15 protein-coding genes are annotated in these 13452 nt (G+C 51.9%); 9 read left to right on the top strand and 6 right to left on the bottom strand.

What is annotated here, in order from left to right:
* Positions 1-144 precede the first annotated feature (144 nt).
* A complete protein-coding gene (gene loiP / locus D9741_RS01945; protein WP_130218025.1) occupies positions 145-903 on the top strand; it encodes a metalloprotease LoiP in 759 nt (252 codons plus the stop codon).
* 419 nt (positions 904-1322) lie between these two features.
* Here loiP and speB read toward each other — a convergent pair whose 3' ends face one another.
* The 6 genes from speB to D9741_RS23735 all read right to left on the bottom strand — a co-directional run bounded on the left by speB (position 1323) and on the right by D9741_RS23735 (position 5971).
* The gene (speB, locus tag D9741_RS01940; RefSeq protein ID WP_000105566.1) at positions 1323-2243 is read right to left on the bottom strand and encodes an agmatinase; all 921 of its coding nucleotides are present in this window, start codon (positions 2241-2243) and stop codon (positions 1323-1325) included.
* A gap of 135 nt (positions 2244-2378) precedes the next feature.
* Positions 2379-3110: a hypothetical protein gene (locus tag D9741_RS01935; RefSeq protein ID WP_130218027.1), complete on the bottom strand. Its 732-nt coding sequence runs from the start codon at positions 3108-3110 to the stop codon at positions 2379-2381.
* 145 nt (positions 3111-3255) lie between these two features.
* The gene (gene speA / locus D9741_RS01930; protein WP_130218029.1) at positions 3256-5232 is read right to left on the bottom strand and encodes a biosynthetic arginine decarboxylase; all 1977 of its coding nucleotides are present in this window, start codon (positions 5230-5232) and stop codon (positions 3256-3258) included.
* 8 nt (positions 5233-5240) lie between these two features.
* The gene (gene yqgB, locus D9741_RS01925; protein WP_130218031.1) at positions 5241-5372 is read right to left on the bottom strand and encodes an acid stress response protein YqgB; all 132 of its coding nucleotides are present in this window, start codon (positions 5370-5372) and stop codon (positions 5241-5243) included.
* Positions 5373-5465: 93 nt separating this feature from the next.
* Complete coding sequence (gene yqgG / locus D9741_RS23740; protein WP_001297404.1) at positions 5466-5609, bottom strand: protein YqgG; 144 nt, start codon at positions 5607-5609, stop codon at positions 5466-5468.
* 110 nt (positions 5610-5719) lie between these two features.
* Entirely contained in the window at positions 5720-5971 is a 252-nt protein-coding gene (locus D9741_RS23735) for a hypothetical protein (RefSeq protein ID WP_130218033.1), read from the bottom strand.
* A gap of 55 nt (positions 5972-6026) precedes the next feature.
* Here D9741_RS23735 and metK point away from each other — a divergent pair, with 55 nt between their 5' ends.
* The 8 genes from metK to ruvX all read left to right on the top strand — a co-directional run bounded on the left by metK (position 6027) and on the right by ruvX (position 13249).
* Positions 6027-7181 (top strand): methionine adenosyltransferase, encoded by a 1155-nt coding sequence (gene metK, locus D9741_RS01910; RefSeq protein ID WP_130207895.1) that lies wholly within the window; start codon positions 6027-6029, stop codon positions 7179-7181.
* Between the two features lie 436 nt (positions 7182-7617).
* Entirely contained in the window at positions 7618-9012 is a 1395-nt protein-coding gene (gene galP / locus D9741_RS01905) for a galactose/proton symporter (protein ID WP_130207899.1), read from the top strand.
* Between the two features lie 76 nt (positions 9013-9088).
* Positions 9089-9586, top strand: a complete 498-nt coding sequence (locus D9741_RS01900) for a SprT family zinc-dependent metalloprotease (protein WP_130218035.1) — start codon at positions 9089-9091, stop codon at positions 9584-9586.
* 94 nt (positions 9587-9680) lie between these two features.
* The gene (endA, locus tag D9741_RS01895; RefSeq protein ID WP_130207903.1) at positions 9681-10388 is read left to right on the top strand and encodes a deoxyribonuclease I; all 708 of its coding nucleotides are present in this window, start codon (positions 9681-9683) and stop codon (positions 10386-10388) included.
* Positions 10389-10466: 78 nt separating this feature from the next.
* On the top strand, positions 10467-11198 hold the full coding sequence (gene rsmE / locus D9741_RS01890; RefSeq protein ID WP_130207905.1) for a 16S rRNA (uracil(1498)-N(3))-methyltransferase: 732 nt from the start codon (positions 10467-10469) through the stop codon (positions 11196-11198).
* A 12-nt stretch (positions 11199-11210) separates the two neighbouring features.
* The gene (gene gshB / locus D9741_RS01885; RefSeq protein WP_130207907.1) at positions 11211-12161 is read left to right on the top strand and encodes a glutathione synthase; all 951 of its coding nucleotides are present in this window, start codon (positions 11211-11213) and stop codon (positions 12159-12161) included.
* Between the two features lie 108 nt (positions 12162-12269).
* Positions 12270-12833 (top strand): YqgE/AlgH family protein, encoded by a 564-nt coding sequence (locus D9741_RS01880; protein ID WP_130207909.1) that lies wholly within the window; start codon positions 12270-12272, stop codon positions 12831-12833.
* A complete protein-coding gene (gene ruvX, locus D9741_RS01875; RefSeq protein WP_130218037.1) occupies positions 12833-13249 on the top strand; it encodes a Holliday junction resolvase RuvX in 417 nt (138 codons plus the stop codon). Before D9741_RS01880 ends, ruvX begins: the two co-directional genes overlap by 1 nt.
* Positions 13250-13452: the final 203 nt, after the last annotated feature.

The following is a 13452-nucleotide window of genomic DNA, read 5'->3' as shown; positions in this document are numbered from 1 at the left end:
TTCAGAAATCTCTGGATCATGCTCGCATGTTGCGCAATCTGCTCGCCCGTCCGCTGCGCTTTTTCTTATACTTAGGACGAGCGTCGATTCACCTGCAAACGGCGCATTTTTAGAATAATCCTGACCTTGTGCGGAAGAGAAAACATGAAAATTCGCGCCTTATTGGTAGCAATGAGCGTGGCAACGGTGTTGACCGGTTGCCAGAATATGGACTCCAGTGGACTGCTCTCATCAGGAGCAGAAGCTTTTCAGGCTTACAGTTTGAGCGATGCGCAGGTGAAAGCCCTGAGCGATCAGGCGTGCCAGGAGATGGACAGCAAGGCGACGATTGCGCCAGACGGTAGTGAATACGCTAAACGTCTGACCACCATTGCTAATGCGCTGGGAAATAACATCAACGGCCAGCCGGTAAATTACAAAGTGTATATGGCGAAGGATGTGAACGCCTTTGCAATGGCTAACGGCTGTATCCGCGTCTATAGCGGCTTAATGGATATGATGACGGATAACGAAGTCGAAGCGGTGATCGGTCACGAGATGGGGCACGTGGCGTTAGGCCATGTGAAGAAAGGGATGCAGGTGGCACTTGGTACAAATGCCGTGCGAGTAGCTGCGGCCTCTGCGGGCGGGATTGTCGGCAGTTTATCTCAATCACAACTTGGTGATCTGGGCGAGAAATTAGTCAATTCGCAATTCTCCCAGCGCCAGGAAGCAGAAGCCGATGATTATTCTTACGATCTTCTGCGCCAACGCGGCATCAGCCCGGCAGGTCTTGCCACCAGCTTTGAAAAACTGGCGAAACTGGAAGAAGGCCGCCAAAGCTCAATGTTTGACGACCATCCGGCATCCGCCGAGCGCGCCCAGCATATTCGCGATCGTATGAGCGCGGATGGAGTTAAGTAAGGCCTGGTGGTGCCGAACCCTGGTCAGATAAGGCGTTCACACCGCATCTGACATTAATGGCACATTTGTTACCCCGTGCGCATTGCCGGATGCGATGCCTGACGCATCTTATCCGGCTTACGGGTGCCGAGCGTAGGTCGGATAAGACGTTCACGCCGCATCCGACATTAATGGCACATTTGTTACCCTGTGCGCATTGCCGGATGCGATGCTGGCGCATCTTATCCGGCCTACGGGCGCCGAACCCAGGTCGGATAAGGCGTTCACGCCACATCCGACATTAATGGCACGTTTTACCCGTGCGCATTGCCGGATGCGATGCTGGCGCATCTTATCCGGCCTACGGGTGCCGAACCCAGGTCGGATAAGGCGTTCACGCCGCATCTGACATTAATGGCACATTTGTTACCCCGTGCGCATTACTCGCCCTTTTTCGCCGCCTGAATATACAGCATCTCCAGCGCCAGCGTCGCCGCTGCCAGAGCGGTGATTTCCGACTGATCGTATGCCGGAGCCACTTCCACTACGTCCATCCCAACGATGTTGAGATCTTTCAGGCCGCGTACCAGTTTAATGGCGCGATCGGAGGTCAGACCGCCAATCACCGGCGTACCGGTTCCCGGCGCGAAAGCAGGGTCCAGGCAGTCGATATCAAAGGTCAGGTAAACCGGCATATCACCCACAATCTGTTTCACCTGGGCGATAACGTCATCCACGCTGCGATCGTTCACCTGGCAGGCGTCCAGCACGGTAAAGCCGTTGTCTTTATCAAACTCGGTACGAATACCAATCTGCACGGAATGATTCGGGTCGATCAGACCTTCTTTCGGCGCGGTATAGAACATGGTGCCGTGGTCAAATTCACAACCGTTCGCGTAGGTATCGGTGTGGGCGTCAAAGTGTACCAACGCCATTTTGCCGAAATGCTTCGCATGTGCACGCAGCAGCGGCAGCGTAACAAAATGGTCACCACCGAAGGAGAGCATACGCTTACCAGCAGCCAGCAGCTTCTCGGCGTGCGCCTGCAGCTTCTCGCTCATCTCACGGGCATCGCCAAAGGCATATACCAGATCACCGCAGTCCACCACGTTCAGACGCTCACGCATGTCGAAATTCCACGGGAAGCGGTTGTGTTCCCAGGCCAGATTCGTCGAAACCTGACGGATAGCTGCCGGACCGTGGCGACCACCCGCACGACCAGAAGTGGCCATATCGAACGGCACGCCAGTAATCACCCAGTCAGCATCGCTGTCATACGGCTGGAAGTTCATCGGCAGGCGTAAAAAACCAAAGGCGTTGGAAACCAGTGAGTTATCGTATTGATGACCTAAGGTGCTCATGGATGGACTCCTATTACAAAGTCGATATAAAAAAACCCTTCCGCGTCGTTAGGCCCGACGAGGAAGGGTTGGATTTGCGAAACACAAGTTTGTGCTAATTATCGCCTTAAATGGGCGAGGCATCAAGCGAGGTTGCTATTTCCGACACGGTGGCGGCGCATAGCCATTGTTGTCTGCCGGAAAGGCTTGTCCAGAGCACGGCGGCAGCGCGTTTTGCGCCGGGCCTTGTAATTCAAAGGCGGCAAAGCCGATTACACCGGTATTACGCACATCGCCTTGCGCCGAATTGGCTGCGTAGGAATCAGCAACGTTGGCGAACTGAAAAGCCGCTTCGGTATGTTTATCTTTGCGGAATCCTTTAATCGCTAACGAATCTCCGGCATTCACAATATAACCGTTGTTATTCAGCGAACCTTGTTTACCATTCAGAACATCCAGGCCATCAGCCGTAGCAACGATCTCGTAGTTGGTGTTACGACTGTAATTGCGGACATATAATTGATAATTCATTCCTACTCTGGCATAGACAATATAGCGTGGTTCATTATTTGATGAATCATAAACCCGCGTAATAGGTAGAGAATTAAAATTACTATCGCGAATAGCATATTCCAGTTCGTTAATACGAATGCTATAAACGCGGTCGTAGCCGGAAGGAACATTAGTCGAATAACTAATAACGATCATCTCCGCCGGATCGCGCCAGGCTCGCTCAGCAGATACGCCCTGAACCGTTGAGTGCACATCCCCACCCCAGGCGGTGCCGACATTGCCAGATGCACTGCTATTATACTGCGCATTACTGGAACAACCGGCCAGCAGCACGATTAATGCCACCAACGCGCTACATACTTTCCATTTTTTCATAACCGTTCCCTCTGCATTTAATTAATGCAGCGATTGTAGGGAGATTATTTAATAAGAAAAGCAGCTAAATTATTTTTAAGAATATATAAAAAGAAAGCGGGTCGATTTACGTAAATAAATCGACCTGCCAGCGGAATAATCTTAATTATTCATCTTCAAGATAGGTATAACCGTACAAACCTGCCTCGAACTCTTCCAGGAACTGTTGTTGCAGTTCAGCATCAAGATCGGTTTTCTTCACTTGATCGCGGAACTGGGTTAACAGCGTTTTCGGATCTAGCTGTACATATTGCAGCATGTCCGCCACGGTATCGCCTTCGTCAGACAGTTCCACTTCTACACTACCGTCAGGGAACACGAACACGTCAACCGCTTCGGTATCACCGAACAGGTTGTGCATGTTGCCAAGGATCTCCTGATATGCGCCGACCATAAAGAAACCGAGCATCGGCGGATTCTCCGGATCGTACTCCGGCATTGGCATTGTCGTGGCAATACCGTCACCATCGATATAGTGGTCGATAGCACCGTCAGAGTCACAGGTAATATCCAGCAGCACAGCGCGGCGTTCCGGCACTTGATCCAGCCCTTCCAGCGGCAGAACCGGGAACAACTGGTCGATCCCCCATGCGTCCGGCATCGACTGGAACAGCGAGAAGTTGACGTACATTTTGTCCGCCATACGTTCCTGCAGCTCGTCGATAATCGGACGATGAGCACGGTTTTGCGGATCCAGCTGCTTCTGCACTTCATGGCAAATGCTCAAATAAAGCTGCTCAGCCCATGCGCGTTCTTGCAGGCTAAAGGTGCCGGAAGAGTAGCCGATATGAATGTCGTGCAGATCCATCTGGCTGTCATGCAACCACTCACGCAGAGAACGGCGAGTTCCCGGTTCGTGCATCTCCTGCCAGGTTTCCCACATGCTTTGCAGCGCGCGCGGCGCATCTTCTGCGGGCGCGGTCGGCACCGTGTATTCGTTACGTTCCACGCCGATGATATTCGACACCAGCACGGTGTGATGCGCAGTCACCGCACGACCCGATTCGGTGATTACCGTCGGATGCGGCAGACCATTTTCTTCACACGCATCGCCAATCGCCCAGATGATGTTGTTGGCGTATTCATTGAGGCCGTAGTTCACCGAACAGTCGGACTGCGAACGAGTACCTTCATAATCCACGCCCAGACCGCCGCCGACGTCGAAGCACTGAATATTGACGCCCAGCTTGTGCAGTTCCACATAGAAACGCGCGGATTCACGAACGCCCGTGGCGATATCGCGAATATTCGCCATCTGCGAACCAAGGTGGAAGTGCAGCAGTTGCAGGCTGTCGAGACGCCCGGCTTCACGCAACGTTTCAACCAGTTGCAGTACCTGAGTCGCAGCCAGGCCGAACTTCGATTTTTCCCCGCCGGAGGACTGCCATTTCCCCGAGCCCTGCGAAGCCAGACGTGCACGCACGCCCAGACGAGGAACGACATTCAGACGTTCTGCTTCATCCAACACAATGGCGATTTCTGACATCTTCTCAATGACCAGATAGACCTTGTGGCCCATCTTCTCGCCAATTAATGCCAGGCGGATATATTCGCGGTCTTTATAACCATTACAGACGATGACGCTGCGGGTCATGCCAGCATGCGCCAGCACCGCCATCAACTCTGCTTTCGAGCCTGCTTCCAGCCCCAACGGTTCGCCAGAATGAATCAGGGACTCAATCACGCGGCGGTGCTGGTTAACTTTAATTGGATAAACGAGGAAGTAATCGCCGTTATAGCCGTAGGATTCCCGCGCACGTTTAAACGCGGCGTTTATGGAACGCAAACGGTGCTGCAGGATCTGCGGGAAACAGAACAGTGCAGGCAGACGCTGGCCCTGTGCTTCGCGGGTTTTCACCAACTGCGCGAGATCGACGCGAGCTTCCGGGACGTCCGGGTCCGGGCACACGCTGATGTGGCCCAGTTCGTTAACGTCATAGTAGTTATTGCCCCACCAGGCAATATTGTAAGTACGCAGCATCTTGCTGGCTTCCTGGGAGCTCATTGCAACCTCCTGCATGGAGCGTAGTACACCGTGTTCGCCCGCTGACGAAGGCAAACTCATAGACATGTCGTCAGACATAGCGAACCTCAAATTATTTTATTAAGTGTAAAACAGTTAACCACTATCGCAGCCTGAAACTGCGATAACAACCCATAAGCACATGGATTTTCCAGCAGTGTATGCTGACGCTCCGACTGCGCAATCGGTTTCTTTTTCATAACATTATTAAGCACATAACCGAACGTAAGTGTGACTGTTCGGCGAAACCACGAGAAAACTCTTGTTTTTACAAGAGCGCCCTTGTTCAGTCCTCAGTAACTGTAACCAGCTCTTGAATCCTGAGAAGCGCCGAGATGGGTATAACATCGGCAGGTATGCAAAGCAGAGATGCAGAGTGCGGGGAACGAATCTTCACCAGAACGGTGAGACAGGTTAAGCAGCAGACAACGGTTCATTATTTCGTATCACCTCCACGGCCGCCCGTTAAGACGAACCCACAAGCCAAAACTCTGATTTCAACCCGGCTGGAAGTGGCAACACGAAAGAAACGTCGTGTGCTTTTTATTTAAGCCGCGCGCCGCGTTTTATACCCCACAATGGCAGAAAATTGCAAAAGATAAATACGCAGAATGCCAGCATTGTCAGGAAAAATTTCCAGCCACGTTTCTAACAGAATGAGACACGATTCAAAAAAAAGTGGAAATCGGGTGAAGGATTGACCTAAAATAGCCATCCAGATGTTAATCCATCCATACTGATTAACACTCAGACTGCCAGTGTTTTTAACCTGTCGAGTCGTGGTAGGATCCGCTACCACAGAAAATCCACACAACAGTTTGAGCTAACCAAATTCTCTTTAGGTGATATTAAATATGGCAAAACACCTTTTTACGTCCGAGTCCGTCTCTGAAGGGCATCCTGACAAAATTGCTGACCAAATCTCTGATGCCGTTTTAGACGCGATCCTCGAACAGGATCCGAAAGCACGCGTTGCTTGCGAAACCTACGTAAAAACCGGCATGGTTTTAGTTGGCGGTGAAATCACCACCAGCGCCTGGGTAGACATCGAAGAGATCACCCGTAACACCGTTCGCGAAATTGGCTATGTACATTCCGACATGGGCTTTGACGCTAACTCCTGTGCGGTCCTGAGCGCTATCGGCAAACAATCTCCTGACATCAACCAGGGCGTTGACCGTGCCGATCCGCTGGAACAGGGCGCGGGCGACCAGGGTCTGATGTTTGGCTACGCAACCAACGAAACCGACGTGCTGATGCCAGCACCTATCACCTATGCACACCGTCTGGTACAGCGTCAGGCTGAAGTGCGTAAAAACGGCACTCTGCCGTGGCTGCGCCCGGACGCGAAAAGCCAGGTAACTTTCCAGTATGACGACGGCAAAATCGTCGGCATCGATGCTGTCGTGCTTTCCACTCAGCACTCTGAAGATATCGACCAGAAATCGCTGCAAGAAGCGGTAATGGAAGAGATCATTAAGCCGATTCTGCCCGCTGAATGGCTGACTTCCGCCACCAAATTCTTCATCAACCCGACCGGACGTTTTGTTATCGGTGGCCCGATGGGTGACTGCGGTCTGACTGGTCGTAAAATTATCGTTGATACCTACGGCGGCATGGCGCGTCACGGTGGCGGTGCGTTCTCCGGTAAAGATCCATCAAAAGTGGACCGTTCCGCAGCCTACGCAGCACGTTATGTCGCGAAAAACATCGTGGCTGCTGGCCTGGCTGACCGTTGCGAAATTCAGGTTTCCTACGCAATTGGCGTGGCTGAACCGACCTCCATCATGGTGGAAACTTTCGGTACCGAGAAAGTGCCTTCTGAACAGCTGACCCTGCTGGTACGTGAGTTCTTCGACCTGCGTCCATACGGTCTGATTCAGATGCTGGATCTGCTGCACCCGATCTACAAAGAAACCGCAGCATACGGTCACTTTGGTCGCGAACATTTCCCGTGGGAAAAAACCGACAAAGCGCAACTGCTGCGTGAAGCTGCCGGTCTGAAGTAATCTTTCTTCACCTGCTTTCAAAGGCCAGCCTCGCGCTGGCCTTTTTCTTTTACCTCTCCGCGGTGGATAGGCGTTCACGCCGCATCCGGCAAAAAGCCGCCCGCGAAATGACATCATTCTTCCTGAACACGTTTTACCCGCAAATCATCATCACGACTGAAACCGATTACACCAGCAACACAGAGCAAATATTCACAATATTTTCATCGTATGATTCATTTTTCATAATCGTTACATTTCTTTTCAGTAAAGTCTTAATTGCAGATAACTGTGTTTAACCTATGATGATATAACTCAATTAATTTCATACACTTAAATTATAACCATAATGAATATTAGTGTAAGCGATTACACTGATGTGATTTGCTTCACATCTTTTTACGTCGTACTCACCTATCTTAATTCACAATAAAAAATAACCATATTGGAGGGCATCATGCCTGACGCAAAAAAACAGGGGCGGTCAAACAAGGCAATGACGTTTTTCGTCTGCTTCCTTGCTGCTCTGGCGGGATTACTCTTTGGCCTGGATATCGGTGTAATTGCTGGCGCACTGCCGTTTATTGCAGATGAATTCCAGATTACCTCGCACACACAAGAATGGGTCGTAAGCTCCATGATGTTCGGTGCGGCAGTCGGTGCGGTGGGCAGCGGCTGGCTCTCCTTTAAACTCGGGCGCAAAAAGAGCCTGATGATCGGCGCAATCCTGTTTGTTGCCGGTTCGCTGTTCTCTGCGGCTGCGCCAAACGTTGAAGTACTGATTCTTTCCCGCGTTCTGCTGGGTCTGGCGGTAGGTGTAGCCTCTTATACCGCGCCGCTGTACCTCTCTGAAATTGCGCCAGAGAAAATTCGCGGCAGTATGATCTCGATGTATCAGTTGATGATCACTATCGGGATCCTCGGCGCGTATCTTTCTGATACCGCCTTCAGCTACACCGGTGCATGGCGCTGGATGCTGGGTGTGATTATCATCCCGGCAATTCTGCTACTGATTGGTGTCTTCTTCCTGCCAGACAGCCCACGTTGGTTTGCCGCTAAACGCCGCTTTGTTGATGCCGAACGCGTGCTACTGCGCCTGCGCGACACCAGCGCGGAAGCCAAACGCGAACTGGATGAAATCCGTGAAAGTTTGCAGGTTAAACAGAGCGGTTGGGCATTGTTTAAAGAGAACAGTAACTTCCGTCGCGCGGTGTTCCTGGGTGTACTGTTGCAGGTGATGCAGCAATTCACCGGGATGAACGTCATCATGTACTACGCGCCGAAAATCTTCGAACTGGCGGGTTATACCAACACCACAGAGCAAATGTGGGGGACCGTGATTGTCGGCCTGACCAACGTACTTGCCACCTTTATCGCAATCGGTCTTGTTGACCGTTGGGGACGTAAACCAACGTTGACGCTGGGCTTCATGGTGATGGCTGTGGGCATGGGCGTACTGGGTACAATGATGCATATCGGTATTCACTCACCGTCGGCGCAATATTTCGCCATCGCCATGCTGCTGATGTTTATTGTCGGTTTTGCCATGAGCGCGGGTCCGTTGATTTGGGTACTGTGTTCTGAAATCCAGCCGCTGAAAGGCCGCGACTTCGGTATCACCTGCTCCACCGCCACCAACTGGATTGCCAACATGATTGTCGGCGCAACCTTCCTGACCATGCTCAACACGCTGGGCAACGCCAATACCTTCTGGGTTTACGCAGGTCTGAACGTGCTGTTTATCCTGCTGACACTGTGGCTGGTGCCGGAAACCAAACACGTTTCGCTGGAACACATTGAACGTAATCTGATGAAAGGTCGTAAACTGCGCGAAATCGGCGCTCACGATTAATCTCCTCAGGCTTCCTCCCGTCGCGGAGGAAGCCACCTCTTGCAGTCATCTTTTCTTCGCTCTATCCTCTGCCGCTATGAAAACATCCCGTCTCCCTATCGCCATCCAACAGGCTGTTATGCGTCGCCTGCGGGAAAAACTCGCCCAGGCCAACCTGAAGCTGGGGCGTAACTATCCGGAGCCAAAACTCTCTTATACCCAGCGTGGCACATCCGCCGGAACGGCCTGGCTGGAAAGCTATGAAATTCGCCTCAATCCGGTGTTGCTGATGGAAAACAGCGAGGCTTTTATAGAAGAAGTGGTGCCACACGAACTGGCGCATCTGCTGGTGTGGAAGCACTTCGGTCGCGTAGCGCCACATGGCAAAGAGTGGAAGTGGATGATGGAAAGCGTGCTGGGCGTTCCCGCCCGCCGTACGCATCAGTTTGAACTGCAATCCGTGCGCCGTAACACTTTCTCCTACCGTTGCAAATGCCAGGAGCATCAGCTCACCGTACGTCGTCATAACCGCGTGGTACGAGGCGAAGCCGTCTATCGCTGCGTTCACTGCGGTGAACAACTGGTTGCCCAATAACCAGCAGAACTATCAGGAATTTTACTGATCTGGCTGATTGCATACCAAAACAACTTTCGCTACGTTGCTCGCTCGTTTTAACACGGAGTAAGTGATGTACCGTAATTTGTCTGTGGCTGCGGTGGTACTGAGCGCAGCATTATCCGGCACGGCGTTAGCCGAAGGCATCAATAGTTTTTCCCAGGCGAAAACAGCAGCGGTAAAAGTCTACGCTGATGTGCCGGGAACATTTTACTGTGGATGTAAAATCAACTGGCAGGGTAAAAAAGGCATCGTGGATCTGGAGTCGTGCGGGTATCAGGTGCGCAAAAATGAAAACCGCGCCAGCCGCGTAGAGTGGGAACATGTTGTTCCCGCCTGGCAGTTCGGCCACCAGCGTCAGTGCTGGCAGGAAGGCGGTCGTAAAAACTGCGCTAAAGATCCGGTTTATCGCCAAATGGAAAGCGATATGCATAACCTGCAGCCCGCGATAGGTGAAGTGAACGGCGATCGCGGCAACTTTATGTACAGCCAGTGGAATGGCGGCGAGGGGCAGTATGGGCAGTGCGCTATGAAGATTGATTTCAAAGAAAAAGTTGCTGAACCGCCCGCTCATGCCCGTGGTTCCATTGCGCGGATTTACTTCTACATGCGTGACCAGTACAACCTGACACTCTCACGCCAGCAAACGCAGCTGTTTAACGCCTGGAACAAAATGTATCCGGTCACCGACTGGGAGTGTGAGCGTGACGAGCGCATCGCGAAGGTGCAAGGCAATCACAACCCGTATGTGCAACGCGCTTGCCAGGCGCGAAAGAGCTAACCTACACTAGCGAAATTCTTTTTGTTAACCCTACCCCACGCGCGCAACCGCGTGGGGAGACGACGCGGATATTTAACCATGCGTATCCCCCGCATTTATCATCCTGAACCACTCACCAGCAATTCGCAGATCGCGCTTTGTGAAGATGCCGCTAACCATATCGGGCGCGTCCTGCGTATGGGGCCAGGTCAGGCATTACAGTTATTTGACGGCAGCAACCAGGTCTTTGACGCAGAAATCACCAGCGCCAGCAAAAAAAGCGTGGAAGTTAAAGTGCTGGAAGGCCAGGTAGACGATCGTGAATCTCCCTTGCATATTCACCTTGGTCAGGTGATGTCGCGCGGAGAAAAAATGGAATTCACTATCCAGAAATCGATAGAACTTGGCGTAAGCCTCATTACGCCACTTTTTTCTGAACGCTGCGGCGTTAAACTGGATAGTGAACGTCTGAACAAGAAGCTCCAGCAGTGGCAGAAAATTGCAATTGCCGCCTGCGAGCAGTGTGGTCGTAATCGGGTACCAGAAATCCGTCCGGCGATGGATCTGGAAGCCTGGTGTGCAGAGCAAGATGAAGGCTTGAAACTCAATCTTCACCCGCGCGCCAGTAACAGCATCAATACATTGCCGTTACCAGTCGAACGCGTCCGCCTGCTGATTGGCCCGGAAGGCGGTTTGTCGGCAGATGAAATTGCCATGACTGCCCGCTATCAATTTACTGATATCCTGTTGGGACCTCGCGTTCTGCGTACTGAGACAACTGCGCTCACCGCCATTACCGCGCTACAAGTGCGTTTTGGCGATCTGGGCTAACGGAGAAGAATAATGATCAAGCTCGGCATCGTGATGGACCCCATCGCAAGCATCAACATCAAGAAAGATTCCAGTTTCGCTATGTTGCTGGAAGCACAGCGTCGTGGTTACGAACTTCACTATATGGAGATGGCCGATCTCTATTTGATCAATGGTGAGGCTCGCGCTCGTACCCGTACTTTGAGCGTCGAACAGAACTACGATAAATGGTACGAGTTCACGGGTGAGCAGGATCTGCAACTGGCCGATCTCGACGTGATTCTGATGCGTAAAGATCCGCCGTTTGATACCGAGTTTATCTACGCGACCTATATTCTGGAACGCGCCGAAGAGAAAGGAACGCTGATTGTTAACAAGCCGCAGAGCCTGCGCGACTGTAACGAGAAGCTGTTTACCGCCTGGTTCTCTGACTTAACGCCAGAAACACTGGTCACGCGCAATAAAGCGCAGTTGAAAGCGTTCTGGGAAAAACACAGCGATATCATCCTCAAGCCGCTGGACGGTATGGGTGGCGCGTCGATTTTCCGCGTGAAAGAAGGCGATCCGAACCTTGGTGTGATTGCCGAAACCTTGACTGAGCACGGCACTCGCTACTGCATGGCACAAAATTATCTGCCAGCGATTAAAGATGGTGACAAGCGTGTGCTGGTGGTGGATGGCGAACCAGTACCGTACTGTCTGGCGCGTATTCCACAGGGCGGCGAAACCCGTGGCAATCTGGCTGCCGGTGGTCGTGGCGAACCTCGTCCGCTAACGGAAAGCGACTGGAAAATCGCCCGTCAGGTAGGACCGACGCTGAAAGAAAAAGGGCTGATTTTTGTTGGTCTGGATATTATCGGTGACCGCCTGACTGAAATTAACGTCACCAGCCCAACCTGTATTCGTGAGATTGAAGCAGAGTTTCCGGTGTCTATCACCGGAATGTTAATGGATGCTATTGAAGCACGATTACAGCAGCAGTAACCCTGTTTAGCGAGAGGGATCTCGTTGAGACTATGAGTGACAGCGCCATACTTTCCACGCATACTGGGCGCTGTTGCTTTTTTGAACCAGGAAACAGAACCTCTGACAATGAATTTACAGCATCACTTTCTTATTGCCATGCCTGCTCTCCAGGATCCGATTTTCCGTCGTTCCGTGGTCTACATTTGCGAACATAATACCAATGGAGCAATGGGGATCATCATTAACAAGCCACTGGAAAATCTCAAAATTGAAGGGATTCTGGAAAAGCTGAAGATCACGCCGGAGCCGCGTGATGAATCTGTCCGTCTGGACAAACCGGTTATGCTTGGCGGTCCGCTGGCTGAAGATCGCGGGTTTATTTTGCATACCCCGCCATCCAATTTTGCGTCCAGCATTCGCATTTCAGATAACACGGTGATGACCACTTCCCGCGATGTGCTGGAAACACTCGGCACCGATAAACAACCTGCTGACGTGATGGTAGCCCTTGGTTACTCCTCCTGGGATAAAGGCCAACTGGAGCAAGAAATTCTCGATAATGCGTGGTTAACCGCCCCGGCAGATCTGAATATTCTGTTCAAAACACCGATAGCCGACCGCTGGCGCGATGCGGCAAGGCTGATTGGTGTTGATATTCTCACCATGCCTGGTGTGGCAGGGCATGCCTGATGAGCGGAACATTACTCGCCTTCGACTTCGGCACCAAAAGCATTGGCGTAGCGGTCGGCCAACGCATTACCGGCACCGCTCGCCCGCTGCCCGCAATTAAAGCACAGGACGGTACGCCGGACTGGAACCTCATCGAGCATTTACTGAAAGAGTGGCAACCAGACGAAATCATCGTCGGTTTGCCGCTGAATATGGACGGCACCGAGCAACCATTGACTGCCAGAGCGCGTAAATTTGCCAACCGTATTCATGGCCGTTTTGGTGTTGAAGTAAAGCTCCATGACGAGCGTCTTAGCACCGTGGAAGCACGTTCCGGTCTGTTTGAACAGGGCGGCTATCGGGCGCTCAACAAAGGCAAAGTCGACTCTGCCTCTGCGGTTATTATTCTCGAAAGCTATTTCGAGCAGGGGTATTAAGGCGATTTAAAAGCCAGCTGGAGTGTAAATAATATCATCGCGCCTTACGCCTTACGCCTTATTGCCGGATGCGGCGTGAACGCCTTATCCGGCCTACATGTGGCAGCGGTTGTAGGTCTGATAAGACGCGCAAGCGTCGCATCAGACGTTTATTGCCTTTGTAGGCCCGATAAGCTTGCGCATCGGGCATGTTTACAATTCGT

This window comes from Escherichia sp. E14V7, from assembly GCF_004212225.1.
Taxonomy (GTDB): domain Bacteria; phylum Pseudomonadota; class Gammaproteobacteria; order Enterobacterales; family Enterobacteriaceae; genus Escherichia.
The sequence above is the reverse complement of the archived record's forward strand: the minus strand, read 5'-3'. Positions and strand labels throughout refer to the sequence as shown.

Excerpts from the sequence above, each read along its gene's own strand:
- D9741_RS01880 (WP_130207909.1), top strand. The coding sequence starts at position 12,270 with ATGAATTTACAGCATCACTTTCTTATTGCCATGCCTGCTCTCCAGGAT.
- speB (WP_000105566.1), bottom strand. The coding sequence starts at position 2,243 with ATGAGCACCTTAGGTCATCAATACGATAACTCACTGGTTTCCAACGCC.
- metK (WP_130207895.1), top strand. The coding sequence starts at position 6,027 with ATGGCAAAACACCTTTTTACGTCCGAGTCCGTCTCTGAAGGGCATCCT.
- loiP (WP_130218025.1), top strand. The coding sequence starts at position 145 with ATGAAAATTCGCGCCTTATTGGTAGCAATGAGCGTGGCAACGGTGTTG.
- speA (WP_130218029.1), bottom strand. The coding sequence starts at position 5,232 with ATGTCTGACGACATGTCTATGAGTTTGCCTTCGTCAGCGGGCGAACAC.
- ruvX (WP_130218037.1), top strand. The coding sequence starts at position 12,833 with ATGAGCGGAACATTACTCGCCTTCGACTTCGGCACCAAAAGCATTGGC.
- gshB (WP_130207907.1), top strand. The coding sequence starts at position 11,211 with ATGATCAAGCTCGGCATCGTGATGGACCCCATCGCAAGCATCAACATC.
- yqgG (WP_001297404.1), bottom strand. The coding sequence starts at position 5,609 with ATGAACCGTTGTCTGCTGCTTAACCTGTCTCACCGTTCTGGTGAAGAT.
- D9741_RS01900 (WP_130218035.1), top strand. The coding sequence starts at position 9,089 with ATGAAAACATCCCGTCTCCCTATCGCCATCCAACAGGCTGTTATGCGT.
- rsmE (WP_130207905.1), top strand. The coding sequence starts at position 10,467 with ATGCGTATCCCCCGCATTTATCATCCTGAACCACTCACCAGCAATTCG.
- D9741_RS01935 (WP_130218027.1), bottom strand. The coding sequence starts at position 3,110 with ATGAAAAAATGGAAAGTATGTAGCGCGTTGGTGGCATTAATCGTGCTG.
- endA (WP_130207903.1), top strand. The coding sequence starts at position 9,681 with ATGTACCGTAATTTGTCTGTGGCTGCGGTGGTACTGAGCGCAGCATTA.
- galP (WP_130207899.1), top strand. The coding sequence starts at position 7,618 with ATGCCTGACGCAAAAAAACAGGGGCGGTCAAACAAGGCAATGACGTTT.
- yqgB (WP_130218031.1), bottom strand. The coding sequence starts at position 5,372 with ATGAAAAAGAAACCGATTGCGCAGTCGGAGCGTCAGCATACACTGCTG.